Source organism: Paenibacillus barcinonensis, assembly GCF_003217495.1.
Classification (GTDB): domain Bacteria; phylum Bacillota; class Bacilli; order Paenibacillales; family Paenibacillaceae; genus Paenibacillus; species Paenibacillus barcinonensis.
Map to the genome: position 1 here is coordinate 110257 of NZ_QJSW01000002.1, position 22172 is coordinate 132428.

Annotated in this window: 26 protein-coding genes; 1 reads left to right on the forward strand and 25 read right to left on the reverse strand. The window is 47.8% G+C overall.

The annotated features are described in order from the left end of the window. Nucleotides 1–172: 172 nt before the first annotated feature. From DFQ00_RS03580 to DFQ00_RS03615, 8 genes are all read right to left on the reverse strand, one after another. Nucleotides 173–1150, reverse strand: a complete 978-nt coding sequence (locus tag DFQ00_RS03580) for a biotin--[acetyl-CoA-carboxylase] ligase (RefSeq protein ID WP_110894260.1) — start codon at nucleotides 1148–1150, stop codon at nucleotides 173–175. Next, nucleotides 1137–2438 carry a CCA tRNA nucleotidyltransferase gene (locus DFQ00_RS03585; protein ID WP_110894262.1) on the reverse strand — a complete coding sequence of 434 codons (1302 nt, stop codon included), beginning with the start codon at nucleotides 2436–2438 and terminating at the stop codon, nucleotides 1137–1139. The genes DFQ00_RS03580 and DFQ00_RS03585 overlap by 14 nt, the downstream gene beginning before the upstream one ends. A gap of 38 nt (nucleotides 2439–2476) precedes the next feature. After that, nucleotides 2477–3637 (reverse strand): N-acetyl-alpha-D-glucosaminyl L-malate synthase BshA, encoded by a 1161-nt coding sequence (gene bshA, locus DFQ00_RS03590; RefSeq protein WP_110894264.1) that lies wholly within the window; start codon nucleotides 3635–3637, stop codon nucleotides 2477–2479. Nucleotides 3638–3779: 142 nt separating this feature from the next. Further along, on the reverse strand, nucleotides 3780–4469 hold the full coding sequence (gene bshB1, locus DFQ00_RS03595; RefSeq protein ID WP_110894265.1) for a bacillithiol biosynthesis deacetylase BshB1: 690 nt from the start codon (nucleotides 4467–4469) through the stop codon (nucleotides 3780–3782). Then, the gene (mgsA, locus tag DFQ00_RS03600) at nucleotides 4466–4906 is read right to left on the reverse strand and encodes a methylglyoxal synthase (RefSeq protein WP_110894267.1); all 441 of its coding nucleotides are present in this window, start codon (nucleotides 4904–4906) and stop codon (nucleotides 4466–4468) included. Before mgsA ends, bshB1 begins: the two co-directional genes overlap by 4 nt. A 42-nt stretch (nucleotides 4907–4948) precedes the next feature. Beyond that, nucleotides 4949–5752, reverse strand: a complete 804-nt coding sequence (gene dapB / locus DFQ00_RS03605; protein ID WP_110894269.1) for a 4-hydroxy-tetrahydrodipicolinate reductase — start codon at nucleotides 5750–5752, stop codon at nucleotides 4949–4951. A gap of 90 nt (nucleotides 5753–5842) precedes the next feature. Further along, nucleotides 5843–6367: a tetratricopeptide repeat protein gene (locus DFQ00_RS03610; RefSeq protein WP_110894271.1), complete on the reverse strand. Its 525-nt coding sequence runs from the start codon at nucleotides 6365–6367 to the stop codon at nucleotides 5843–5845. Nucleotides 6368–6417: 50 nt separating this feature from the next. Then, nucleotides 6418–6747: a nucleotide pyrophosphohydrolase gene (locus DFQ00_RS03615; RefSeq protein WP_090917174.1), complete on the reverse strand. Its 330-nt coding sequence runs from the start codon at nucleotides 6745–6747 to the stop codon at nucleotides 6418–6420. A 199-nt stretch (nucleotides 6748–6946) separates the two neighbouring features. On the opposite strand from DFQ00_RS03615, the gene DFQ00_RS03620 reads away from it, so the two are divergent. Beyond that, complete coding sequence (locus DFQ00_RS03620; protein ID WP_110894273.1) at nucleotides 6947–7816, forward strand: YitT family protein; 870 nt, start codon at nucleotides 6947–6949, stop codon at nucleotides 7814–7816. A 130-nt stretch (nucleotides 7817–7946) separates the two neighbouring features. Here the strand turns inward: DFQ00_RS03620 and DFQ00_RS03625 are convergent, their stop codons facing one another. The 17 genes from DFQ00_RS03625 to DFQ00_RS03705 form a co-directional block, all read right to left on the reverse strand. After that, entirely contained in the window at nucleotides 7947–8816 is an 870-nt protein-coding gene (locus DFQ00_RS03625; protein ID WP_167433585.1) for a sporulation protein YpjB, read from the reverse strand. A gap of 66 nt (nucleotides 8817–8882) precedes the next feature. Next, nucleotides 8883–9509, reverse strand: coding sequence for a DUF1405 domain-containing protein (locus DFQ00_RS03630; protein ID WP_110895408.1), 627 nt, complete (start codon nucleotides 9507–9509; stop codon nucleotides 8883–8885). Nucleotides 9510–9616: 107 nt separating this feature from the next. After that, entirely contained in the window at nucleotides 9617–10501 is an 885-nt protein-coding gene (locus tag DFQ00_RS03635) for a menaquinol-cytochrome c reductase cytochrome b/c subunit (RefSeq protein WP_110894277.1), read from the reverse strand. 21 nt (nucleotides 10502–10522) lie between these two features. Then, nucleotides 10523–11194 carry a menaquinol-cytochrome c reductase cytochrome b subunit gene (gene qcrB / locus DFQ00_RS03640; RefSeq protein WP_017687726.1) on the reverse strand — a complete coding sequence of 224 codons (672 nt, stop codon included), beginning with the start codon at nucleotides 11192–11194 and terminating at the stop codon, nucleotides 10523–10525. A 15-nt stretch (nucleotides 11195–11209) separates the two neighbouring features. After that, nucleotides 11210–11752 carry a QcrA and Rieske domain-containing protein gene (locus tag DFQ00_RS03645; RefSeq protein ID WP_110894279.1) on the reverse strand — a complete coding sequence of 181 codons (543 nt, stop codon included), beginning with the start codon at nucleotides 11750–11752 and terminating at the stop codon, nucleotides 11210–11212. Between the two features lie 193 nt (nucleotides 11753–11945). Continuing rightward, nucleotides 11946–12368, reverse strand: a complete 423-nt coding sequence (locus DFQ00_RS03650; protein WP_110894281.1) for a DUF2487 family protein — start codon at nucleotides 12366–12368, stop codon at nucleotides 11946–11948. Nucleotides 12369–12533: 165 nt separating this feature from the next. After that, nucleotides 12534–12713 (reverse strand): IDEAL domain-containing protein, encoded by a 180-nt coding sequence (locus DFQ00_RS03655; RefSeq protein WP_110894283.1) that lies wholly within the window; start codon nucleotides 12711–12713, stop codon nucleotides 12534–12536. Nucleotides 12714–12736: 23 nt separating this feature from the next. Continuing rightward, entirely contained in the window at nucleotides 12737–13243 is a 507-nt protein-coding gene (locus DFQ00_RS03660) for a gamma carbonic anhydrase family protein (RefSeq protein WP_110894285.1), read from the reverse strand. Nucleotides 13244–13286: 43 nt separating this feature from the next. Then, entirely contained in the window at nucleotides 13287–14405 is a 1119-nt protein-coding gene (locus tag DFQ00_RS03665) for a hypothetical protein (protein ID WP_110894287.1), read from the reverse strand. Between the two features lie 231 nt (nucleotides 14406–14636). After that, nucleotides 14637–15236 (reverse strand): histidine phosphatase family protein, encoded by a 600-nt coding sequence (locus DFQ00_RS03670; RefSeq protein ID WP_110894289.1) that lies wholly within the window; start codon nucleotides 15234–15236, stop codon nucleotides 14637–14639. Nucleotides 15237–15281: 45 nt separating this feature from the next. Then, nucleotides 15282–15917, reverse strand: a complete 636-nt coding sequence (locus DFQ00_RS03675; protein WP_110894291.1) for an anti-sigma factor family protein — start codon at nucleotides 15915–15917, stop codon at nucleotides 15282–15284. Further along, nucleotides 15914–16507 carry an RNA polymerase sigma factor gene (locus DFQ00_RS03680; RefSeq protein ID WP_110894293.1) on the reverse strand — a complete coding sequence of 198 codons (594 nt, stop codon included), beginning with the start codon at nucleotides 16505–16507 and terminating at the stop codon, nucleotides 15914–15916. The genes DFQ00_RS03675 and DFQ00_RS03680 overlap by 4 nt, the downstream gene beginning before the upstream one ends. A 697-nt stretch (nucleotides 16508–17204) precedes the next feature. Further along, nucleotides 17205–18299, reverse strand: coding sequence for a prephenate dehydrogenase (locus DFQ00_RS03685; RefSeq protein WP_110894295.1), 1095 nt, complete (start codon nucleotides 18297–18299; stop codon nucleotides 17205–17207). A 27-nt stretch (nucleotides 18300–18326) separates the two neighbouring features. Further along, on the reverse strand, nucleotides 18327–19427 hold the full coding sequence (gene hisC / locus DFQ00_RS03690) for a histidinol-phosphate transaminase (RefSeq protein ID WP_110894297.1): 1101 nt from the start codon (nucleotides 19425–19427) through the stop codon (nucleotides 18327–18329). 46 nt (nucleotides 19428–19473) lie between these two features. Further along, nucleotides 19474–20280, reverse strand: a complete 807-nt coding sequence (gene trpA / locus DFQ00_RS03695) for a tryptophan synthase subunit alpha (protein WP_110894299.1) — start codon at nucleotides 20278–20280, stop codon at nucleotides 19474–19476. Beyond that, complete coding sequence (trpB, locus tag DFQ00_RS03700; RefSeq protein WP_110894301.1) at nucleotides 20280–21476, reverse strand: tryptophan synthase subunit beta; 1197 nt, start codon at nucleotides 21474–21476, stop codon at nucleotides 20280–20282. Before trpB ends, trpA begins: the two co-directional genes overlap by 1 nt. Further along, nucleotides 21473–22156: a phosphoribosylanthranilate isomerase gene (locus DFQ00_RS03705; RefSeq protein ID WP_110895410.1), complete on the reverse strand. Its 684-nt coding sequence runs from the start codon at nucleotides 22154–22156 to the stop codon at nucleotides 21473–21475. The genes trpB and DFQ00_RS03705 overlap by 4 nt, the downstream gene beginning before the upstream one ends. Nucleotides 22157–22172: the final 16 nt, after the last annotated feature.

Here is a 22172-nt window from a genome sequence, read left to right on the forward strand (position 1 = left end):
ATTACATTGCCTTCTGCTTCTATCAACACAGCAAGCAGAACAAAGATATACTGCCCTACGGAGTGCAGCTCGGTCTGTAACAACCCGATACCGCCTCACGAACACAGTATATCAGAGTTATGCCTGAAATTCACGTCTAATGTTCACATGACCTGTGAACGTTCGACAAATATCAGCCTTTCCAGCTTACTTCACCTGAAACGATGAGCTCACGTTGACCGTCCTGCTTCTCGACGATCAAAGCACCTGAGGGGTCGAGCCCAACAGCCGTGCCTTCAATCATTCCATGTGGATTTGTTATAACTACTTTGCGATCTAATGATACAGACAGCGCCTCCCACAGCGACGAGATGACGCTAAATCCCTCTTTTTGATATAAAAAATAGAGATGCTCCAGCTCGGTCAAAATGGCGGCTGCAAGTGCAGTTCGGTCAACAGGCTGTCCGGTTTCAATCTTGAGCGAAGTAGCAATATGCTGCAAATCTTCCGGGTATTCACCGGCTTCAAAGTTTGCATCCACACCAATGCCTGCCACGCAATATCGAACCTCATGGTCCTCCACTGTCGATTCCAGCAAAATGCCACACATCTTACGTCCGTCAATTAACAGATCATTGGGCCATTTAATGCCCGCCTGAGCACCAGTACACGCCCGAATAGCTCGGCATACCGCGACACCGGTCATAAGCGTTAACTGCGGTGTATGTTGTAAAGATAGTTTCGGTCGGAACAGTACGCTCATCCAGACGCCTTTACCCGGGGGAGAAAACCATTTTCTACCGAATCGACCTTTCCCCCCGGTCTGCTCCTCTGCAAAAACAACTGCACCTTCAGCCACACCTTCCTCAGCCAGTTTCTGAACATCATTCTGGGTGGATTGCGTGGAGGAAAGCATCACGGCCTTACGACCAAATACGGTTGTCTTCAGTGCCAGTTGCAGTGCTGCCGCATCAATGCTGTCCGGCCTCGTAACCAAGCGATATCCTTTACGGGACACAGCCTCAAATTCGTACCCCATATCCCGCAATTTATTCACATGTTTCCATACGGCCGTTCGGCTGATGGACAGATGACGACTGATGTCCTCACCCGATACAAACTGACCGTCAGCATGAAGCAACATATGTAATAAATCCTCATGCTTGCTCATTCGCAGTCACCCGTTTCACTTCAGCACTTAATGCATCACGCTGATTCTTTATATTTCCGATTGCGGTCTCTTTAAGCAAATGTTTCATTAGCTGACCCAGCCAAGGCCCACCCTTGCGATCCACCAGCTTTAACACCTGTTCTCCAGTCATTTGTAATTCCTTCAACTTATGCACAGGCATGGATTGAATCCATGCAGCAGCCTGTGTTTGGATCAGAGTCATGCTACCATATACCTGCTCTGAGACTTCCCGCCACCGTTTAGGGAGAACCTGCTGAAGCTGGAGCCAGTCATTGGCCGCCTGAGCACCACAAGTGAGCACGGTGACAATCCAGTGTGCCCGAAGTGCGGGCATGTCTTCGCATTGTTTCACAAAATCAGTGACCTGCTGCTCGACCTGAAGAACCCCCGTTATCCGGGCGCGTTGCTCGTTAGAGAACGTCCACTGCCGCAATAGCTTGTCCGCCTCTATAGGGTCATAACCGCCTGCAAGCAGCAGACATGACCAGCGCAGCAAGGTGTGCTCTCCTGACAATTGCTCCAGACCCGTCAGCATGCGGTGATTAAATCTCGATGCCTCCACTGGAGCCTTCACATGCTCCAGCGCCTGACTGCGATATAATAATGCCAGTCCTTTCCGCGGATGCGGGCCTGCCATCATCTTCACCATCTCGGTTCGAACCCGTTCCATCGCGATGTGCTGAAGCAATTCCCGCTGGTGCACCAGCCCTTTCCAGGTATTAAACGCTATGCTGAAATCAAATACAGAAGCAAATCGTACGCAGCGCATCATACGCAGTGCATCCTCACCAAAGCGCTCAACTGCCTGCCCGACACAGCGTATCAGTCCTTGCGACAGATCGGTTTGCCCGCCAAACGGGTCAACGATAGCCCCGTTAACATCCATTGCAAGAGCATTCATTGTGAAATCCCGTCGCTGCAGGTCTTCCTTGATATCTTGAACAAATTGTACCGCTGCAGGTCTGCGATTATCCTTATATTCCGATTCTGTGCGAAACGTGGTTACTTCGAAAAAATGGCCTCCTGAACGAACCGTCACCGTTCCATGTTGTAGTCCTGTAGGGATACAATCCTCGAATATGTTCATCACTTGCTCAGGAGAAGCGGAGGTTGTAATGTCCATATCATCAACAGAACGGCCCATTAGCTCATCCCGAACACAGCCTCCAACCCAATACGCCTTGAATCCCTCTTCATTTAATCGTATGAGCACGTTCTCACTTTGTTTAGCCATTTCATCATCTGCTTGAGTCCATCGAACCACCATATATCACCTCTTCTCTTGCCTGCCGTGGTCCCTGAGGCTTACCCGCATACGGGATTCAAACTGGGGATTTCTCTTCCAAGCACACGATAGTAGATCTGTTCATACTCCTGACGAATAGAATCATTGCAGAAATCATGATGCGCACGCTGGAGGCATGCCTCCCGCATATCTGCTGCCAGATGCTCATTGGTCAACAGACGAATGGCGTTCTCTGCCATGGATTTCGTATCCCCGATTGGCGAGAGGAATCCTGTTTTGCCATGTAACACAAGCTCTGGAATTCCCCCAGCCTGTGATCCGATCGTTGGCACACCGCAGGCCATAGCTTCCAGCGCCACAAGGCCAAAGCTTTCCTTTTCAGACGGAAGCATCAAAATGTCAGCCATGGATATCACTTGAGCGATATCATCCTGTCTGCCAAGGAAATGAACCTTGTCACTCAAGCCTAACTCTTTAATTTTACATTGAATCTTGGGCAAGTCTGGTCCCTCGCCTACAAACAACAGCTTAGCCGGAACCTGCTCCTGTACCTGACGAAAGACCTCGACCACATCTTGCGTTCGTTTGACTGGACGGAAGTTGGAGATGTGCATCAATATTTTCTCATGAGGCGCAGCAAAATCACGACGCAAACTCGCCGCATCTCTTGGATAATACACACGCTTGTCAATAAAATTATAAGTCAGGTCAATCGGGCGCTGAATATCCAGCAGTTCAACCGTTTCACGAATCAAATCCTGAGATACGGCGGTTACCGCATCACTCTCATTGATCGCGAGACGGATCAGGTCCTTCAGGGATTCATCCTGAGCCAGCACCGTAATATCCGTTCCATGCAGCGTAGTCACCACTTTAAGGTTGTCCCCGACCATCTGTTTCGCAAGAAAAGCACATACAGCATGCGGCACCGCATAATGGACATGCAGCAGATCGAGCTGCTGCGCCTTCGCCACTTGTGCCATCTTGGTCGCCAAAGACAAGTCATACGGCGGATAACGAAACACATAATAATCGTTCACTTCAACTTCATGATAAAAAATGTTCTTCTGAAATTTTCCTAGTCTGAAAGGAATACTATTCGCGATAAAATGAACCTGATGCCCCTGTTCGGCTAATAACTTGCCGAGTTCCGTTGCGACTACCCCAGATCCTCCGAGGGACGGATAACAGGTAATTCCGATTTTTAACTTTTGATCCATCCGGTTGGACGCTCCTTTGATCTCCCGCTTCATGCAGGTTGATATCAAGCAACGGAAAAATAGATGTTATAATCCGTTAATTGTTAATTATTTTAGTGTAAATAGATACACTTTATATATTCATGGACAGATCCCTTTGGCTTCAAACGCCAAACTGTGTCACAACATACGGTGTTTGGACAGCAAACCCTTCCGCCAATGGAATCAGGCTGCGCTGTCCAAGCAAGGAATCACGCGCTCTCACCCGTTCGATATAACCCTGATTCAGCGGTGTAGACACGATGCCTTCCCCCTGCTCAAATTGAGAGCGATAACAGCGAAGCGACGCTTCCTTCTGTTCATAGTGTTCCGTTATGTCCACAATCAAATCCGTAGGACCGATATCGTTGATAAAATAAAAATATGTTGCCTCTACTTGCACAGCAGGCATATCCGGCATGTAGTTTCGAAGCTTTGCATTAAATACCGCTTCCTGAACAAGTTTACTGCACATGATGTGATCGGGATGCCGATCCTCCCAATAAGGAGCAAAAACGAGGCGTGGTGAATGTCTGCGGATCTCCGCAGTAACCGCTTGTACATGCTCGGGTGTAATGTAAAGTCCGCGATCTGGCAGTCCGAGATTGCTCCGACACGAAAGACCGAGGACGCGGGAGGCTTGCTCCGCTTCCTCGGTTCTGCGCTCGACTGTGCCATTGGAGGACATCTCCGCACGCGTCAGATCACATACGCCTACCTTTAAACCGGCAGCTGTATGTTTCGCAATCGTTCCGGCCATTCCAATCTCGGCGTCATCTGCATGCGCTCCGAAGATGAGAATATCCAGGCTCATTCAGCATCACCTGTTTGAATTCCGGCCTCAGGCTTGTACTTATGTACCAGCTCTCTCCAAGCAAAATCACCGCGATCTAATGCTTTAACAAGAATCTCGGCGGTTGCGATATTCGTTGCCAGCGGAATCCCCTGTACATCACACAGGCGGAGCAGAGCATTAATGTCCGGCTCGTGCGGCTGGGCCATCAGCGGATCACGCAGGAAGATGATCAGGTCCATCTCATTTTGTGCAACCAAAGCACCGATCTGCTGGTCGCCTCCCAGTGGTCCGGATTCAAAACGATGAATCTGCAGGGACGTGCCTTCCATAATACGAAGACCAGTTGTGCCCGTGGAGTATAATTGGTGATCCGTAAACACAGGTTCATAAGCGGTAACGAAGTTTACCATTTCTTCTTTTTTACGATCATGGGCGATAAATGCGATTTTCAACATGACAATCTTAATCTCCTTTACATGACTATCTTTAATTTCGTTTTAATCGATAAAGTTGTCAAAGCCGTATACGAGTCCTGTATATTCCATTACCTTTTGTACGCCGATCTTGACTCCCGGCATATAACCTGCACGCTCATATGAATCATGCCGTATTTTCAGCGACTGTCCATAATCACCGAATACAACTTCCTGCTGAGCAAATACACCTGGCAGACGCACGCTGTGAATGCGGAATCCGTTGTAATATCCACCACGCGCTCCTTCAATCGTCTCTTCCTCGTTCGGATTGCCTTGACGGATCTCTTCACGATTCGCGGCAATCAACTCCGCTGTTTTGATCGCAGTTCCTGAAGGTGCATCCAGCTTCTGATCTCCATGATACTCAATAATCTCCACGTTAGGCATATGTTTAGCTGCCTGTGCGGCAAAACGCATCATCAGGATCGCTCCAATCGAGAAGTTAGGCGCAATCAGTCCGCCAATGCCCTTCTCCTGGCATTGCTTGTCCAACTGCTCGATCTGCTCCGGCGTGAAGCCGGTAACACCCATGACAGGTCTTACGCCATGGCGGATAGCAATCTCTGTATGAGCAAAGGCAAATTGAGGCACTGTAAAATCAACCATGACCTGTGGTTTGGTTTCGGCAAAAGCCATTTCAATATCATCTGTTACCAGTACACCGCATTCTGGCAATCCTACAAGTGTTCCGGCGTCCGTGCCTGCTCCGGAGCGGTTGACAGCGGCTGCAAGCTCCAGATCCGGGTCCTGTAGCACCAGCTTCACCACTTCACGGCCCATACGACCAGCCGCTCCGATCACGGCAACTCTAATCACTTCACTCATCTTGGCTGCATCTCCTTCACTATGTTCGTTCATGTATTCGTCTCAACCCAGCTGCTCATCCCAGACTGTAACACAGACTATGATGATCTCTTACTGCATGGATTTCATACGTTGCTTCGTATCCTGTAACATTTGATACAGCTGCCCATTCTGAGGATCAAGCAGTATAGCATCCTGAAGGGCCTGCATAGCACTTCCGTACTCATTCAGATCACTGCAAGCCAGCGCCAGCATAACATGCGCTTCCACCGACAGCGGGTCCAGTCTGATCGCTTCTTTGAGAAGTGTAGCGGCCTCGACATAAGGCTTGGTTGCCTCTTTCCCCGCCTGCTCAAGCAGCATTTTGGCCCTTACTGTCAGTTGCTTCGCCTCAAGTGTCTGCAGATGAAGCACATACTCTTCTACGCCTTCGGATAACTCCACTGCCTTACGGGCGTATTCAAGCGCAGGCAACAAATGTTTGCTGCGAGCATGTGTAATGGAACAACGGTAATACAATTCTGCATGCTCTGGATGAGCATGGATGGCTGATTCGAACCAGCGAATGGCTTGCTCAAAATCATTTTGCAATATACAGCGATAAGCCTGCTGCATATAATCTTCCGGTTTCATCATCAAGCTGACCCTCCCCATACGGGTGATGGTACAGCATATGTAATTTACGCCTAATCGGTGTTTTTTGGAGTCCACCGATTTGCGTCTCGGGTATTAAATTTATGCATGACTTTATCATGCGCTTCAGCCAAGTCAATGCCAAGCGAGTTGGCAAAACATATGGTGATAAATAAAATATCGCCGAGCTCAAGTTCAATCGAATTCGCTGCTTCGGAAGCCTTCTTCGGTTTTTCTCCGAACTCGTGATTGACTTCACGCGCAAGCTCACCGACCTCTTCAGACATACGCGCCAGCATAGCCAGGGGACTGAAGTACCCCTCCTTGAACTGGGAAATATAGAGGTCAACCTCACGCTGCATTTCTGCCATACTTTTCTCCATGAGAGCAGGTTCTCCTTCTATTCTGATGTCGTGTTTGTTCATAATAATATCAGTTATTGTGGTTCACTTCCACCATCATCCGGTACAAATTCATTTTTAAGGTGCTGCACAAATCCATTTTTAAAGATTGAAGAAACAGGTATACTAGGATGGGAATGATTGCTTCCACATTCTAATTTGAAGTACAGAGAGGGATCTTATGAGCACTACCAAAACATGGGTTCAACTAAAGCTGGTGCTGCCCATCCTGCTGGGTACAGCCTTGTATGCTTTCGGGCTTCTCTATTTTATTATCCCCAATCAGCTGATGGAGGGAGGACTTACAGGGGTTACTGTATTAATCAACTATGCCTTCGGTGTTTCTCCTTCACTGACAACATTGATCTTGAACGTGCCACTGTTCCTGATCGGCCTTAAAGTGCTCGGCGGCAGACAGATGATATACACCGGCATAGGGATTGGGGCGCTAACTGCCTTTCTATGGCTGTTTGAAAAGCTGATTCATCAAGGCTGGATTGAACCGTTACATACCGAGAACGACCTTCTCTTAGCCGCATTGTATGCAGGAGTCACCTTGGGAGCCGGGCTTGGCATCGTTTTTCGCTGGGGCGGGACGACAGGTGGATCAGATATTATCGCACGTATTCTGAACCGAAAATATGGATGGAGTATGGGACGTGTGCTGTTAGGCATCGACTTTGTCATTATCGGGCTCTCGCTCATCTATATTCCGAAGGAAAAAATTCTCTATACACTGGTAGCCGTATTTATTGCGTCCAAAGTAATCGACTTCATTCAGGAAGGCGCTTATTCTGCCCGCGCGTTTATGATCATAAGCGACCACGCCCCACAGATTGCAGACCAGATCACCAGGGATATGGACCGGGGCGTTACACTGATTCCAGCTATCGGAGCTTATTCCAAACAAGCCAAACATATGGCATACTGTGTTATTTCCAGACAGGAGTTCCGCAGACTTCAGACGATTGTGCGCTCCATCGACCCAAGAGCCTTTGTCATTATCAGTGATGTACATGATGTACATGGCGAAGGCTTCAAGGAGAGCTGACACCTGTTATAGACGTGTATAAAACCTTACAAAGAAAACCTCTTCCCGCATGTACGGCCATCAATTTGGCTGCTTTGCGGCAGGAGGTTTTTTATGTACAGAACATTGCGACTACCCATGATATAAATCATTAACGACGATATGTAAAAATATCCTGCTGCTGCGCACGGTATTTACGATACCCCGCATAACTGAGCGCTGCCACAATGACTGAACTGATCATCAGACCGGCAGCCCTTCGGTCAGGACCCTGCACAAAAGGGACAAAGGCGCTCTCATCCTTTTCGCGTCCAAACAGCTGGTTCACCAATTGCTCCCCGTGAGCAATCATGCTCCTTAGCTGCGCAGCATCAGGCTGCTTTGCATGTGTCAGCCCCTTGATGTGAGATAGCCATGCATCCGTTTGTGCAATCTGATAGGGCTCGAGACGAATCATCGCTGCTGGCCGAATCGTTTCATAATGCTGCTCAAGTACAAGATATCGCTTCGCCAGAATGGCAGCGCTCTGGTTTTGATTAGCCGCTAGTGACAACGCGTCCAAGTCATCCTTCACAATTTTATAATATTGCAGCCAAAGCGGCTTCACCCGGTTAGCTAAACTGTCAGCAGCAAGCCTGAGCTTGGCCGAGGCCTCCTGAAGTAATTGTCTGTCTGCCTGTAGCTTGACCGAGGCCTCTTTGACTTCAACTACCGTTTCAGACAAAGCATGAATGCCCTCAACCGAGGTCTGACCTTCAAACGATATATGCTGCAAGCTGCTGCTAATCCTCGCAATACTTGCGCGCACTTCCTCCATATTATTTTCGAGTGCTCGGCGATATAATAGAGCAGCCTCTTCGTTTAGTTGTGAAATTGTATAATTGGAGGACAGTTGCGGGTTCCTGCTCGGATTGGATTCGACGCTTTGCGCGCATACTCTATATGTCATATTTGTCCAAAGCAGCAGAGCCATGAGTGATACGGCCAGTAGTCTCGCTTTACGCATGCTTGTTCTCTTCATGGACATCCCTCCCACCATCAATGTATGGCACGGAGGGAACGATTAGAACAGGCTATGCATGTATCCTCAAGCTCTTTTGGCCTTCCTCAGTGCCAGCCACGCAGCGAGAATGCTGACGATGGTCAACGTAAACGTAAAATTACGAACGGCTTCTACGTGCTGGTAGAGCGCTGCAGGCAACCATGGAAAGATATCATATGTATAATCCATTGTATCATTCAGCAGTGTCCAGAGCCCCGCCACAATCAATGCTAACCAGCGGAAGCCAAAGAATCGTACATACATCAAAGCTTCAATGGCCATCGCACTGTGGGAAGCAATCAGCATCCAGTCCTGCCAGTGCTGCGCTCCTCCTTGAGACCAGCCCGCGAAGATAATAGCCACGGCCCACACCCCGTATTTCACAGAGGTTACCACAGCAAGAGCTTGAATGACATGCCCAATCCGCTGCAGGACAACCGACTTAGCAGGATACAGCACCCACAAAAGTGCTAATGTGAAAAACAGGCTTGCCGTCGGACTGTCCGGTACAAATACAATCTGCCATACCGGCTGCTGCGCAAGTGTCTGCTTCATTTGCTCTCCATACCAGAAATAGCCGTATACGGTGCCCAATGCATTACACCAGAACAATAGCCACAAAAAATACCGGTTTGTCAGAAACTCCTTGCTCCAAAAAAACGATAAAGCCACGTGCATTGCACCTTCTTTCTTCATCATGGTAACCAACTGCTGTTCATTACAAAAGACTTCAAAAAAACCTGATCGATAAACGATCAGGTTTTTTTATTAATTTGATTTTACTGTTCTGCCTTCTGTTTCGCAAGCCATTCCGTAAGATGGATGATCTCGTCATCAGTAACACCTTGAGCAATAGCTTGGTCATACATTGGAGGCATTCCATTGTAGCCTTCTTTAACAATCGTCACAATCTCTTCTTGGCTATGCTTGTCGCCAACACCTCGAAGAGAAGGCGCATTGCCCTGACCTTTCATATCGGCCGCGTGACAACCAATACATCCGGCTTTTTTGTACGTTTCCATCGCAGGATCATCTTTATCAACGATCGCGACCTCCTGCTGTTGTCCAGGTGCACTGGAAGTAGGCAACCCTTGCTCATGCTTCTCAAGCGCCTCTTCCTCCCGCTGAATATGCTCCGGCTTCTGTCCCGACGCTTCAAGCTCATGCTCGTAGTGAGTCCAAGCTACATTGGTCAGGTAGAACACGGAAATAACAGACAGCAGCATCAGGGCCGAAGCAATAGGACGTTTATAGAAACGCCGCTCTTTACCCGTGTCCAGGAAGGGAGCCAGCAGCAATGCTCCAAAAGCAACACCACTGACACCCAGCACGCCCAGCAGGACGTAATCTCCAGATGCGTAAGGATATTTCAAATACTGATACAGGAACAAAAAGTACCAGTCCGGCATCGGAATAACCGATGCACTTGGATTGGCCGGATAGCCGAGAGGTGCAGGCTCCGAAATCGTCAGCACCAGAATACCGACCAGAACAACAACCCCTACCATCCATTCCTTCAACAGAAAGTTAGGAATAAATGCTTCCGATTTGCCAGGATATGCCGTGTAATCAGGCGGAGTAATGAAACCCGACCCTTTGCGGACGCGTGAATCACCGACAAAGATTACCTTTTCCTCATCATTGTTTTTGTGCCCGTGAGCCATTACGTTTCCTCCCTTCTTCGTTTATAGTGGTCCCGAAATGCCCTGTCTGCGGATCATAATAAAGTGTCCGACCAGAAGCACCAGAAGCACCGCAGGGAGGAAGAAGACGTGCAATGCGAAGAACCGTGTCAGTGTCTGTGCACCAACAATTGTTCCCCCTTGCAAGAACTCCTTGATAATGGGGCCAAGCCAAGGCACTGTGTTGGCAATTTCCAGTGTTACTTTTGTTGCAAAGTAAGCTTTGTTATCCCAAGGCAACAAGTATCCTGTCAGACCCAGACCCAGCATGACGAAGAAAATCAACATGCCAACGACCCAATTCATTTCGCGCGGAGCCTTGTAAGAGCCTGTAAAGAATACACGCATCGTATGTAGGAACATCATGACGATAACCAGACTGGCCCCCCAATGGTGCATACCGCGAACAATCTGACCAAAAGCTACCTTTGTCTGCAAATACTCTACACTTGCATAAGCATTAATAATATCTGGCACGTAGTACATCGTCAGGAACATCCCTGACAGAATCTGAATAACTGTAATAAAGAACGTCAATCCGCCAAAACAATACACGAATGCGGAAAAGTGATGCGCCGGGTTTACATGCTCTGGCACTTCATGATCCGCAACGTCCCGCCAGATCGGCGTGATGTCAAGACGCTCGTCAATCCAGTCATAGACATTTTTAAACATCTGCGTTCACGCCTCCTATTTCACTCGGGTGTTCGGAACAATCTCGCCCAGATAAACCCAGCCTTGTTCTTCCTTAACCACATATTCATCCAGCGGTTTCGGGGCTACGGCAAGATTCTTGCCTTCCTTGTCATAGTGCGCGCCATGACATGGACAATGGTACTCATTCGGATAATTTTTGTCGCTGTTCCAGCCTACTGTACATCCCAGATGTTTGCAGATTGGGGAAAGCGCATAAATTTTCCCTTGCTCGTCCTTACGAATCCAGGCCACCAGCGATGCATTGCTCAAATACCATCCATCCTGCTGTTTCAGTTCAAACGTAAATTCTTGAGGTTCATTCGTAATTTTGCTGATTTCAGCCACTTTGACAGAGGTTCCTTCTCCCTTGTGCTGCAAAATCGGGTCCACCGCAAAACGGACCATAGGAAGAATTGCACCGGCGGCCATGTAGGCTGTAGCTCCACCAAGCGTGTACGTCAAAAACTGCCTGCGCGACATTTCCAATCTGCTTGGCGGTTTAATCGAGGCTTCGTGCTGGTCATGCTCACTGCTCATACTGTCTCCAACCCCCTTTGTCAGCCAACTCTCTCAATCGTTTTCATTATCATAAATTCCACGACTTACTAGAACATACATAATCATATAGTAGCCCTAGAACACCGTCAAGAATTTGTCACACATTTTTAAGGTTGAATTGTAAGCGTTGTTAAAAAACTGTTGGAAAATTGTCACATTTGTCATAAAGGCGTCACTTTTTCCACAAATCCCGAATACACTCTCCCACATGGCGAGGAATCGACTCGCGTTCCATCTGTTGGAGCAGATCCTGTTGACTCAATAGCAAGTCTGCATTGGGAATTTCCACCCCCGAAAAAGAACCATCCGCTGACATAATGACCACATATTTGAATCCTGAAGCTTTCAGCTCAGACGACAAGGTATTTAATGTCATTGACATTTCTGTACTTATGTAATGATAGGCTGGATAAGTCATAATTCTGCCTTTGAACGGAATTTCTACTGTGTCTAAGAAATCTCTCAGCCTCTCCAATGCTTCCGTCGCTTCGACTGGTGATTGTTGACCGCTCATAGCCGTGAACGGAACAAGGCATGTATCCAGATATAGCTGCAGTTCTGCCCAGCTGTTGTGATTCATCTCACTGAATTTCAATTCCCTTTATCCCCTTCCTATCCATTTTATTCCCATATTATATATGAGCATATGTTATAAAGCCAGATATTCATTGGATTATCAATGACAGATTTAAAAAAAGAATGCGCGGTTGCGCATTCTTTTGGTTCAGCATACATTGTATATGTTCCGTTCATTGATCCATTAATTGATCGCCTTCAGTTCATCCGTCAGACTCCGGAAAGCTACTTCGTCTCCGGTAGCTAACGCTTTGTCGATTTCCAAATAAAGCTTCTCGCTGCGCTGCTTGCGAAGCGCCTCGTCCCAGACCATCTCGGCCGCCAGCCCCAACATGACTTCATACGTAACTTTCATTTTATCCAATAGGATGCACCTCCAAAACGGATTTAAGAGCTCCTATATTCTCTTCCTTTGATCACATAACCAAGTGTAGTTCTCGACATTCGCTGCAGATCAGCTTCAGTCAATTCTCGAATCACTTTGGCTGGTGTGCCCAAAGCGAGCGTATAGGGCGGAATTTTACTATTTTCAGTAACGACAGAGCCGGCACCGATCAGTGAGAATTCACCGATTTCAGCCCCATTCAGCAGAATAGCCCCCATGCCAATCAATGATCCAGTGCCGATGCTGCATCCATGAATGATTGCAGCATGTCCTACGGAAACATCGTCTCCAAGCACTAAAGGCTGATCGGTATTAACGTGCCCTACAGCATTATCTTGAATATTGCAGCGCTTTCCAATGATGATAGGAGCCAGATCAGCCCGCAGGACTGCATTGAACCAGACGGAAGATTCTTCTCCCATTCGCAAGTCACCTATCAATTTCGAGCCTTCAGCCATGTATATTGAAGGATGTAGCTGCGGTTGTTTACCTTGATATGAAATTATCATCGTATCACTCCTTAATTTGGGAGTGATTCTAACAACTTGTCCCTCACTTGTCAAACAAAATCGGCTTGACATCCCCCGAGATGGAGCGGCAGGAAGCCGCAAGCTTTGAACCCCAGGCTGTCATCTGCACCGTTCTTCCTTGCTCATGCTCACCTGAACGAACCAATCCGAGATGCATCATCATTTTAATCACTCGCTTGTCATAGATATCTTCTGCTGTATCGTAATAGAAGGGCTGAATGAACGGTCCAATTTGCTGAAAGAGCGATTCGATTGTAGACCATTCAGCCGCACACTCCCCCGTCCAATACACGATCGAGGACAGATTGGGAACAGCGCCTTTATAAACTCTTAACCAAAACCGAAAAAGCTGTATCATTTCGGCCGTTTTATCCGCAACCAGCTTTTCTTCCCCCGCCGCTGTCATTCTTAGAACCCCCTGATCTTCCCGAATGAGCCGGTGATGAAATGCGTAATCGTACACCAGTGCAAAGCGGTCTGGATAGTCCTTGAACGAGCGGCCATATCCGAATCGCCATCCACCTCTACCTACCAACTCTTCAGAGATATGCAGATGCTCCATCACTTGCTGTTGCGAACGACGGTACATCATGCCTTCCGCATTAACTGCGACTTCGTGTTGCTGCACAAATCTCAGAAAAAGCTTCAAATCCTCGGCCATCAGATGATATTCTTCACGATATATGGCTGGTTCTGACGTTTTGGTGATGCCGGCTCGTAAATGCGCTGATAATACATCTCTAAATCTTAACTTCAAATCTTGAGGTACTTGATAGAGGTATTTTGTCTGCTGCGTAGTGCCACTGAACAACCAACCGCTTTTGGTAAAGCGAAGGATCAGATCACGCGGACTCGCACCAGCCTCACTCTCCTTCTTGTCCATAGATTGACGGGCTATGGCGATGAGCTCCTCCATGCCGTAATACTGGCGGGGATCAAATAACAGGTTGTTAAGAAACCGCTGGTCTGCCTGAGTTAGCTGTCTTACCTGGTTCTCAAAGAAAGGCTTGCTGCCCAATGTGGTGAGTATGCTCTGGATGAGTTCATGTTTGGAGTTGGGCTTACATTCACATTGATAGTGATCTGCTATTCGATTAAGCTGGCCAATATCAGCAAAGGTTAGCATATCTGCTAGATTCATGGGTCCATCGCCTCGCCCGTTCACTGCTTTCGGCTGCTGATTAAGGCCTGAAACAGTGTGGTTTTGTAAACATCGTTGACGGATTCTCCACAATCTAAACCTCTTTTTGCGATTTTTTTTGATTTATCTTATTCTATGCTTGAGACTATTTGATCAGAAGAAAAAGAAGAGTTATTCCACTGTTCTAGAGCCTCCCCTTAAAAAAGTATAAAAAAAACAACCTGAGGTTTATCACTCAGATTGTTCGACAGTGTCCATAGACAAATGTTTTGTGCAATTATATAGGATTGGAATCCACTCATCAACCTTCTGCTCCAGAATGGTCAACGACAAATTACCAATTCGTTCCGTGTACTTATCTTGGAATAACGCGGTTAACAGATTGGCAAGAAGTGCACCATGCGTCACAATAAGTACATTTTCTTGCCCATGGGAAGACCATAAATCATGCAAAAAAGCCATTGCACGCGCTTGAATATCCGCAATACGCTCCTGCCCTAAATCGAGGGTGTCCCAGGACTCCCCGAAGCGTTTAACTCGTTCCTCTGCTGTAAGCCCCTCAATCTGACCGAAGCCTCTTTCCTTCAAGCGGCCATCCGGTTCAAGCATCGGTACCTGAAGCAAACTTGAGAGGATCTCCCCTGTCTCCTGAGCTCTGGATAAGCCACTTGTAATAATATGATCCCAATGGTAGTCTTCGGACTGCAAACGGCTCCCAAGGCGCTCGGCCTGCATGCGACCTTCCCTATTTAAAGGAATATCCGTCTGACCTTGTATCCGCCCAGCAGCATTCCAATCTGTGAGACCATGACGAACAAGTCCGATCCGCACGTTCATCCCTCATTTCTTCACACGGCAAACGTAAGGCTGAAATACCTATGCACGCACACCCTGTTTACGTTTATTCGTTGATCGATGCATGCGGCCAAGTGAATACAAAGCCATGCCGATAGCAAGTAATGACAGTCCCATCCAATACTCTGGATAAGTAGGAGCCATACTTACAACAAAGGGCTCGATAATACTGCCCTTATCTGCTTGTGGAATGTTGTACTGGTACAATCCTGAAGCAGAAGATTTACTTCCAGCAACTGCTGTCTCAAGTATGCCCGTTGTTACAACATTCGATTTCTCAGCCTCTGACACCTCTGGCTTAAACATCGCCATGTACAGAAAACTGCAGAGAAAAATAGCCAGGAATGCTGCGATCCAGAGTGACATATGTTTACGGATCGCCGCAGAGAAACGATTAACCTTTGCCTCTTCCGGCAATAGCCATGGAGACTCCGCGTATATACGGTCCATAACATTACGGTTGACTCTCTCTGCCTGTTGTTCGGTCACTGGTACAGGGATGCTGTGCAGCAGCAGCTGGGCTTCCTCCCAGACTTCAAACTGCGCCGAACACTCTTCACAACGAGCGAGATGTGCATGAAATGCAATCCGCTGTGGATGAGATTCCGGCAAATCCCAGACCAGTGCAAACAATTCCTGGGCTTCATTGCAATTCATCGGTTCTTCATCCCTTCATATGGCTCGTACATCGGTTCGAAGAAATAAGGTTCCAACTGCGTTTTGACACTTGATCTTGCTCTGAATAGGAGCGATTTCACAGAGCTTACGCTCTGTCCCAGAATGCCTGCAATCTCCTGGTAATCCAGTTGATCATACTCCCGAAGAATGATTGCAGAGCGTTGCTTTTCTGGAAGATTGTTAATCGCATCTCGAACCAGCATCACCCGCTCGTTGCGTAGTACAGCATGCTCTGGAGCATTCTCCTGAGGAGCCACAGGCACAACACCGCTCTCTTCAAGCGGAACATTGCCACTGCGTTGTTTTCGAAGCTCACTCAGTACCGTATTTCTTGCAATAGTGTATAACCAAGTGGAGAATGAAGCATCCACCTCACGGAACGAGTGCAAGCTGCGGAACGCCTTATAGAATGTCTCAGAACAGAGATCTTCTGCAAGCAACTCCATATTGGAACTTTTCAACATATGATATACGAAAGCCAGTATTTTACGCTGATAACGACTCATCAGCTCGGAATATAACTCTACGTTACCTTCCTTGATCTCTCGAATCAACTGGGAATCCGTCATTTGAGTGCGACCCCTCCTCGCCCATCCATGTGCATCTCCCCGTTCGACTCTATCCATGTATTACCGAACAGGCGTAAAAAAGTTGCGGTTTCAACCGCATAAAAAAAGCGTTCAGCGCCATTTCAGGCCCTTCCGCCAAATTCCCCTATGTAATGGCAATTTCCCCAACGTTTCTACATAACAGTAACATTGTACAACGGTCTGCATCATCCTGGCAAATCCATTGCTACCCACTGGAGCCCGACTTGACATACATATGCCGTTAAATGCAATGGCATGCTTCCTTTTATCGCCTCTTGGAAAGCCTCGCTATTTATAAACGTCATAACTCCTAAAAAGGTTACAAAAATGTGATATTTTTTTGATGATTTTTCCTCCGCTCAACCCATCTTTCATATGCCCTGCATTTTTCTCCAAAAGCGCGGCTCCAGGTGAAAGTAATAGGTATCATTGTGCTGAATTTCCGTTGATGCTAAGTTTATACAAATAAACTTGTTCAAAGTGTTGACAAAATGAAAACGTATACATATAATAAAGGTACAGTATGGTTTCTCTCCACTCCTATCCAATAACTGTATTGCTCCACGTGAGCAATGGCCGCTTATGTAAGCGGTCTTTTTTTTGTCTATAAATATGTCGTGTAATTTTTTTATCGAATGACAAAAAAGAGGGCTTCCGCCCTCTCTGTACTTCCTTCCTACACCCACACTTGATAACCCAAAGCATCCAACAGCGTTTTCGCACGCTCCATATCCTCTTCCTGACGGAAAGACAAGCGCATGATTCCGGGCACATCCACCCGGTTCTCAATAATTTCAAGGTTGCTAAGGTTGATATCGTTTGTCCCGAGCTCTGTCGCAATTTTACCAATCATCCCCGGAGCGTCCTGTACATCCGTATATAGATCAAACAGCGGGGAGATCATGCCCTTGCGTCGTTCAGGTAACACACTACGGAACTCACGCGCCTGGCGAAATGCCTCCTCAATCCCTTCACCGTTTTTTTGTTCAAGCATATCGGTAAAAGACAGCATCTGCCTGTTCCAATCCTTCAGCAACCCTAGCAGCACCTCACGGTTACTGAGCAAAATATCCCTCCATACAATCGCGTCACTGGATGCAATCCGTGTAATGTCCCGGAAACCGCCCGCTGCCAGCATTTTATACAGTGGATTGGATTCATTGTACTCCCGCACCTGATTTACCAAAGCAACCGCGATAACGTGGGGCAGGTGACTAATAGCACCCACAATATCATCATGCAACAACGGCTCTACCCGAACAATCTGGGCACGTGTGTACGCCAGGAGCTCGGACAAGCGGCTGTAAGCCTCCTCAGGCACATGTGTAGAAGGGGTCAGCACGTAATACGCATTCTCAAATAATACCGCCGAAGCCGCATCTACGCCTGCACGCTCTGAACCAGCCATCGGGTGGCCGCCAATGAAATAGGCATCCGTCAAGCGGACGTGCTCAGCGCAAGCCGCAATGGAAGCTTTGGTGCTGCCAACATCCGTAATAATGCAACCTTTTTTGAGTGGCAGTCTGGACAGCTTTTCAAAATAGGATTCCAGCAGCCCTACGGGCACACACAAAAAAATGAAGTCGGCATCCTGCACGGCTTCTTCCAAAGAGAGCGTCGCATCGTCCACGACTCCGCTCGCTATGTACTTTTCTTTTAGTTCCTTCAGATGTGCGTAGCCCATCACGGTTAAACCCGGCTTGCCTTTAAAGCAAAGCGCAAGTGAACCGCCGATGAGCCCTACACCTATCATTGCAATTTTTAATGTCATGGTTCCTCACTCATTTCATCGCCAGTATTAAGGGCGTGCTACTGCATTCTCCGCCAGAGTATGCTCCAGCGCTGCTACAAACGCACGATTCTGCTCCGCTGTTCCTACAGACACGCGAATGTACGTTGGATAGACATGAAAGCCAGAGCGGACGATAATGCCCTGCTTCAACAAGGACTGAAACGCTGTGCCGGAAGGCATGCTCAGATCAACGAGAATAAAATTTCCTTGTGCCGGGAAATACGGCAAACCAAGCCGTGCAAATTCATTTTGCAACCACTCCCGATCAGTTGCATTACGCTTCGCGCAATCTTGAACAAACGCCTGATCCTGAAGTGCAGCGATTGCCGCAACCTGACCGAAGCGAGAGGTATTGAAGGGTTCACGCACACGATTGATGAGATCAATAACCTCAGGACGTGCAATGCCATAACCAATACGCAGCGATGCCAGGCCATATATTTTGGAGAAGGTTCGCAATACGACCAGATTAGGATAACGATCAATGAGCTCAACGCTTTGAGGATAGGCTTCATCTGTAACAAATTCATAATAAGCCTCATCCAGCACTACCATCACATTGGACGGTACTTGATCCATAAAGGTGACAAGCTCCTCTGCGGAAACAATAGTTCCGGTAGGGTTGTTTGGATTGCATACCCATATAGCCTTGGTTTTGTCGGTGATCTGAGCCAACATTGCTGGCAGATCATGTGTTCCATTTTTCAAAGGCACCTCAATCGTTACAGCACCTTCGATGTCTGCATTGCTTTTATACACGGAGAAGGTCTGATCGGCCATAATGGTCTCATCCCCAGGCAGAAAAAACGCACGTGTGATCAGAGCAATAATTTCATCCGACCCACAGCCAAAAATAATTTTATTTTGCTCTACGCCCAAGTGCTTTGCCAGCACCTCTGTCAGTACAGCTGCACTGCCATCCGGGTATATACTCACACTCGTCATTTCCTTCGTAATAGCTTCCAGCACAGCTGGAGAACTGCCATAAGGGTTTTCATTGGAGGCCAGCTTGATGACTTGCTCCAGCCCCAGTTCACGTTTCACTTCTTCAATCGGTTTGCCTGGCTTGTACACGGGCAGATTGACAATCTGGGATTTCGGTTTCAACTTGACCGCCTCCTGCTGTTTAAATATAGAGTTCTAACAAACATCATTATCCTTTTAATTGTGCCACAAAGTTGCGAATTTGCAACAGTCCCGACTCACGTGTATCGGGTTTCGCAAGCAACGGTATAGCTTCCTCCACCTGCCGTACAATAGCACTGCCAACCACAACACCATCACAGAGGCGTGAGAAATGCGCTACCTGCTCATGACTGGAGATACCGAATCCAACTGCAACAGGAAGATCAGTTAACCCCTTTACCGTTTCAATAAAGCTCTCTACACCGTCAAAGAAGGATGCGCGTTCCCCCGTCACCCCCAGGGAAGAAACACAATAGATGAAGCCGCGCGCCCCTGTAACTATCCGTTCAATCCTTGCATTCGATGTAGGCGCTACAAGCGGAACAAGATGCACCCCCGCCTGATCGGCGCGGCGGCGCATGTCCTCTGCCTCTTCAATCGGCAGATCGGGAATAATCATACCGCTGATGTCATGTTTGACCAACTCGTCAAAAAACACATCCAGCCCGGTTTGCAACACAGGGTTATAATACGTAAAAAGAACAAAAGGCATGTTCACACCTGCCGCACGAGCTTTCGCCGCAGTCTCCATCACGGTGCGAATCGTAATTTGGCTTTTCAATGCACGCTCAGAAGCACGCTGAATAACAGGGCCGTCGGCCAGCGGATCGGAATACGGAACACCAAGTTCCAGAATATCCGCTCCAGCCAGCTCCAGCTGTTTAATAATATCTATCGTTGTATCCACATCGGGATCACCAACGGTTAGAAAAGGAATAAGTGCAGTACGCTTTTGTTCTTTTAATTGCTGGAAGGTCTGATCCATCAGATTCATTACAAGTTACCTCCCGTGTATTTCATAATGGATTCTACATCTTTATCTCCGCGTCCAGACAGACAGATCACGATAACATCCTCTGCTGACATTTCAGGTGCAAGCTTCACAACCTGAGCCACCGCATGAGCCGACTCCAGTGCAGGAATAATGCCCTCCGTTCGGCTTAACAGCTGCAATGCATCCAAAGCTTCCTGATCCGTAATCGGGACATACTGTGCACGCTTGATGTCTTTGAGATACGAGTGCTCCGGTCCAACTCCCGGATAATCTAGCCCTGCCGAGATCGAGTGTGCAGGCTGTACCTGACCATTCTCATCCTGCAACAGATAACTCATGGAGCCCTGGAATACACCGTGTGTGCCCTTGCTCATTGTTGCCGCATGGTATTCGGTATCTACCCCTTTACCCGCTGCCTCGACACCAACTAACTTCACTGCCTCATCCCCGATAAAAGGATAAAACATACCGATGGCGTTACTGCCGCCACCTACAGCAGCAACGATGACATCAGGCAGTCGCCCTTCAATCTCCTGAATCTGACGGCGTGTCTCATCGCCAATAATACGCTGGAAATTACGCACCATCATTGGGTACGGATGCGGACCAACCACGGAGCCCAGCACATAGAAGGTATCCTCCACATGGCTAACCCAGTAGCGCAACGCCTCATTACCAGCATCCTTCAGTGTACGTGTGCCGGAAGTCACCGGAATCACTTCTGCACCCAGCAATTTCATCCGGAATACGTTCAGCTGCTGCCGTTCAGTATCTTCCTCACCCATAAATACTTTGCACTCCAGACCAAGCAAAGCCGCTACAGTCGCTGTTGCAACACCATGCTGTCCAGCACCAGTCTCGGCAATAACCTTCTTTTTGCCCATTCGTTTGGCAAGCAGTCCTTGTCCAATCGCATTATTGATTTTATGTGCACCTGTATGATTCAAGTCTTCCCGCTTCAAATAAATTTTGGGTCCGCCCAGATGACGGGACAGCTGCTCTGCATAATAAAGCGGTGTCTCCCGTCCAGAGTATTCACTCAGCAGATAGTTCAGTTCCTTGTTAAACTCCTCATCTTCTGAAAAACGGCTATACGCTTCCTCAAGTTCGATCAGAGCGTTCATTAGTGTCTCGGGTACAAAACGGCCTCCGAACGGACCGAAACGACCATGTTGATCCGGCAATTGATGTGTCATGCCTGCTTCACCCTTTCAACAAATGCTTTAATTTTAGTTATATCTTTAAGACCTTCCGTCTCCACGCCACTTGATACATCTACGCCGTAAGGTCTGTACGTTCCTATTAATTGTTGCACATTATCTGCCTGAAGCCCCCCGGCAACCAACATCATGATACCATGCTGATCAGCCCAATTCGCATAGGCAGGTATACGCTCCCAGGCAAAGGTTTTACCAGAGCCACCGCCATACAACGGGTCAAACGTATCAAGCAATATTGCATCAATACAGCCTACATAGGCATTCAGGCTATGCAGCGCTGCATGGTCCGCGTCTTGTCCTGCTTCGTCTTTGGGAAAAGAAACGACCTTGAACACATTCGCATCCCAGCGTTCTTTCACTTGTTTACAAAATACAGCACTTTCCTGTCCGTGCAACTGGATTACATCCAGGGGAGCGGTTTGCATCACATACTCCAGTTCTTGAAATGTCGGATTAACAAACACACCCGCAAGCTTAGGCCGCTCTCCAGCGGACCACTCAAGCAAAACCGATCTTATCTCTGCAGCCTGCTCAGGCGTAATTTGACGTCTGGAATTGGCAAACACAACTCCTATGAAGTCCACAGGCAAGTTTATCATTGATTTTAGCACTTCAACGTCCTGAAGTCCACATATTTTTACGGCCGCAGGCAGCATGCCTTCTTGCTCCCCT

Bases quoted from the DNA above. Each gene is read 5' to 3' on its own strand.
- DFQ00_RS03580 (WP_110894260.1), bottom strand. From the start codon at position 1,150: ATGAGCAAGCATGAGGATTTATTACATATGTTGCTTCATGCTGACGGT.
- DFQ00_RS03585 (WP_110894262.1), bottom strand. From the start codon at position 2,438: ATGGTGGTTCGATGGACTCAAGCAGATGATGAAATGGCTAAACAAAGT.
- bshA (WP_110894264.1), bottom strand. From the start codon at position 3,637: ATGGATCAAAAGTTAAAAATCGGAATTACCTGTTATCCGTCCCTCGGA.
- bshB1 (WP_110894265.1), bottom strand. From the start codon at position 4,469: ATGAGCCTGGATATTCTCATCTTCGGAGCGCATGCAGATGACGCCGAG.
- mgsA (WP_110894267.1), bottom strand. From the start codon at position 4,906: ATGTTGAAAATCGCATTTATCGCCCATGATCGTAAAAAAGAAGAAATG.
- dapB (WP_110894269.1), bottom strand. From the start codon at position 5,752: ATGAGTGAAGTGATTAGAGTTGCCGTGATCGGAGCGGCTGGTCGTATG.
- DFQ00_RS03610 (WP_110894271.1), bottom strand. From the start codon at position 6,367: ATGATGAAACCGGAAGATTATATGCAGCAGGCTTATCGCTGTATATTG.
- DFQ00_RS03615 (WP_090917174.1), bottom strand. From the start codon at position 6,747: ATGGAGAAAAGTATGGCAGAAATGCAGCGTGAGGTTGACCTCTATATT.
- DFQ00_RS03620 (WP_110894273.1), top strand. From the start codon at position 6,947: ATGAGCACTACCAAAACATGGGTTCAACTAAAGCTGGTGCTGCCCATC.
- DFQ00_RS03625 (WP_167433585.1), bottom strand. From the start codon at position 8,816: ATGAAGAGAACAAGCATGCGTAAAGCGAGACTACTGGCCGTATCACTC.
- DFQ00_RS03635 (WP_110894277.1), bottom strand. From the start codon at position 10,501: ATGGCTCACGGGCACAAAAACAATGATGAGGAAAAGGTAATCTTTGTC.
- qcrB (WP_017687726.1), bottom strand. From the start codon at position 11,194: ATGTTTAAAAATGTCTATGACTGGATTGACGAGCGTCTTGACATCACG.
- DFQ00_RS03645 (WP_110894279.1), bottom strand. From the start codon at position 11,752: ATGAGCAGTGAGCATGACCAGCACGAAGCCTCGATTAAACCGCCAAGC.
- DFQ00_RS03660 (WP_110894285.1), bottom strand. From the start codon at position 13,243: ATGATAATTTCATATCAAGGTAAACAACCGCAGCTACATCCTTCAATA.
- DFQ00_RS03665 (WP_110894287.1), bottom strand. From the start codon at position 14,405: ATGAATCTAGCAGATATGCTAACCTTTGCTGATATTGGCCAGCTTAAT.
- DFQ00_RS03675 (WP_110894291.1), bottom strand. From the start codon at position 15,917: ATGAATTGCAATGAAGCCCAGGAATTGTTTGCACTGGTCTGGGATTTG.
- DFQ00_RS03680 (WP_110894293.1), bottom strand. From the start codon at position 16,507: ATGACGGATTCCCAGTTGATTCGAGAGATCAAGGAAGGTAACGTAGAG.
- DFQ00_RS03685 (WP_110894295.1), bottom strand. From the start codon at position 18,299: ATGACATTAAAAATTGCAATGATAGGTGTAGGGCTCATCGGCGGTTCA.
- trpA (WP_110894299.1), bottom strand. From the start codon at position 20,280: ATGAATCTGATGGATCAGACCTTCCAGCAATTAAAAGAACAAAAGCGT.
- trpB (WP_110894301.1), bottom strand. From the start codon at position 21,476: ATGACACATCAATTGCCGGATCAACATGGTCGTTTCGGTCCGTTCGGA.
- DFQ00_RS03705 (WP_110895410.1), bottom strand. From the start codon at position 22,156: ATGCTGCCTGCGGCCGTAAAAATATGTGGACTTCAGGACGTTGAAGTG.